General features: G+C 75.5%; 1 protein-coding gene and 1 pseudogene. One reads left to right on the plus strand and one right to left on the minus strand.

The features are described 5' to 3' along the window. Positions 1-457 precede the first annotated feature (457 nt). Positions 458-1,288 carry an HAD family hydrolase gene (locus tag CTKZ_RS16425; RefSeq protein ID WP_124343952.1) on the plus strand — a complete coding sequence of 277 codons (831 nt, stop codon included), beginning with the start codon at positions 458-460 and terminating at the stop codon, positions 1,286-1,288. 471 nt (positions 1,289-1,759) lie between these two features. Here the strand turns inward: CTKZ_RS16425 and CTKZ_RS16430 are convergent. After that, a pseudogene (locus tag CTKZ_RS16430) lies at positions 1,760-2,105 on the minus strand (Fic family protein); the annotation flags it as partial.

The raw sequence follows: 2,105 nt of genomic DNA on the forward strand, positions 1-2,105 counted from the left end.
GCGCACGCCCATCGCGGTCTCCTCTCCCGTCGTCGTCGCGCCGGCTGGTGCGGTGTCGCGCCGAGGACCGGGGCGACGTCTGCGCAGCCTCGTCGCCCGGCCAGGTGCCGCGGCGCGCAGTCGAGCCGGCCGTGGAAGCGGCAAACTCAGATCGGGCTGTGGACGGCTCGACCACGCGTCACGTCGCAGCGCCGGGGGCGCGTCGCCTCGACGCCGCATCCGACGCTCCAGACGACGCTCCAGACGACGATGGCCCGGGAGCCGGACCCGGACGAGACGCTCGACCGCGACGACCTCGGTCACCTGCGTGTTCACGCCCGCGCGTCGGACGGCGCGTCGCAGCACCGGCACCGGTGTGTCGACCCGCACGTCGGAGCCGGTGGCTAGGCTCGCCGCGACCACGGTCGGCACGACGCACCAAGCCCGGCCGGACCGACGACCCGTCTCCGGGAGCGCGATGGACGACAGCCCGACCGGCCCGACGGCCGCGCCCGCCGGCGCGGACCAGGCGGCGGCGTTCTTCGACCTCGACAAGACGATCATCGCGACGTCCTCCGCGACGGCCTTCTCACGACCGTTCATGGCGGGCGGGCTGCTCACGCGGCGCTCGGTCCTGCGGACGGCCTACGCGCAGTTCCTCTACCTCGTGGGCGGGGCTGACGAGACGCAGACGGAGCGGCTGCGGGCGCAGCTCTCGCGCATGGTGACCGGGTGGGACGTCGCGCAGGTGTCGTCGATCGTCGCCGAGACGCTGCACGAGTCCATCGACCCGGCGGTCTACGCCGAGGCGGTCGCCCTCATCGAGGAGCACCACGAGGCGGGCCACGACGTCGTCATCGTGTCGGCGTCGGGGAGCGAGATCGTCGAGCCGATCGCCGCCGTGCTCGGGGCCGACCACGTGATCGCGACGCGCATGGGCGTCAGCGACGGCCGGTACACGGGCGACATCGACTTCTACGCGTACGGCGAGAACAAGGCCACGGCGATCCGTGAGCTCGCCGCCGCGCGCGGCTACGACCTCGCGTCGAGCTACGCGTACTCGGACTCGATCACCGACGTGCCGATGCTGGCGACCGTCGGCCACGGCTTCGCGGTCAACCCCGACCGTGCCCTGCGACGTGTGGCGGCGGAGCGCGGCTGGGACACGCTGTCCTTCAACCGGCCCGTCGCGCTGTTCTCCCTGGTGCGGCCCTCCGGACGGACCGTCGCGGTCGCGGCAGCGGTGCTCGTGGCGGGGTGCGCGCTCGTCGCGTGGCTCGCCTGGCGGCAGCGCCGTCGCACCTGCTGACGCGGACGAAGAGCCGGCCCCGGCATCAGCGCCGGCTCGACGACCGCGCCGCCACGCGCCGACGTCGCCACGACGCGGTCGGCCGGAGCCGGACCTCCGAGGCGGACGCCGCGGCTCGTTCCGCATGTCGGGCAGGCGTCCCGCGATGCGGTCATCGCGCGGTGCTGTGCAGGGGCGTCGCCGCGCCCGGTTCCCAACCGTCGCGGCCTGAGGTACCAAGGACTCACAACAGGACGGCCGCGAGGGCACCCACGCGCAGGATTGCCCACCTCTGGGCAGGTCGACCGGGCTCGACCCGTAGCGACTGGACAGGTGCACGCTTGATCACCCTCCGGCCACCGTTCGGCGACGGCGCCCCTCGGGGCGCCGTCGTTGTGCCGGGCGACTCCACCGCGCTGCACGACCGCGCCCCGCACGCTCGGACGACGACCCTCCCGAGCACGGGCGCGTCACGGCCGCCGCGCCCCGCGCTCAGTCGGCGGGCAGGTGACCGGCCAGCACCCCGTCCGCGACGTGCCGTGCCCGCTCCACCCCGTCGACGACCGCCCCCGCGCAGGCGCGCACCCACGCCGCGACCCCGTCGGGCGTGCCCGTCGCGAACCCGGCGGCGGCCCCGAGGTAGGCCTGCGGCGTCGCCGCCGAGCCGGTCTCCGCGACCACCGACCCGGTCGGGTCGAGCCCGCGCGCGGTGACGAGCAGGCGCGACGCGGCGCGCGCGACGACGCCGTTGCCCGCCGCGAAGGGCCGCAGCGTGAGGAGCTCGCCGTGCACGACGGCGGCGACGACGAGCGCCGGGGCACGCGTCGTCGCGACGGCC

The organism is Cellulomonas algicola (assembly GCF_003851725.1).
In the GTDB taxonomy this organism is placed as follows: domain Bacteria; phylum Actinomycetota; class Actinomycetes; order Actinomycetales; family Cellulomonadaceae; genus Cellulomonas; species Cellulomonas algicola.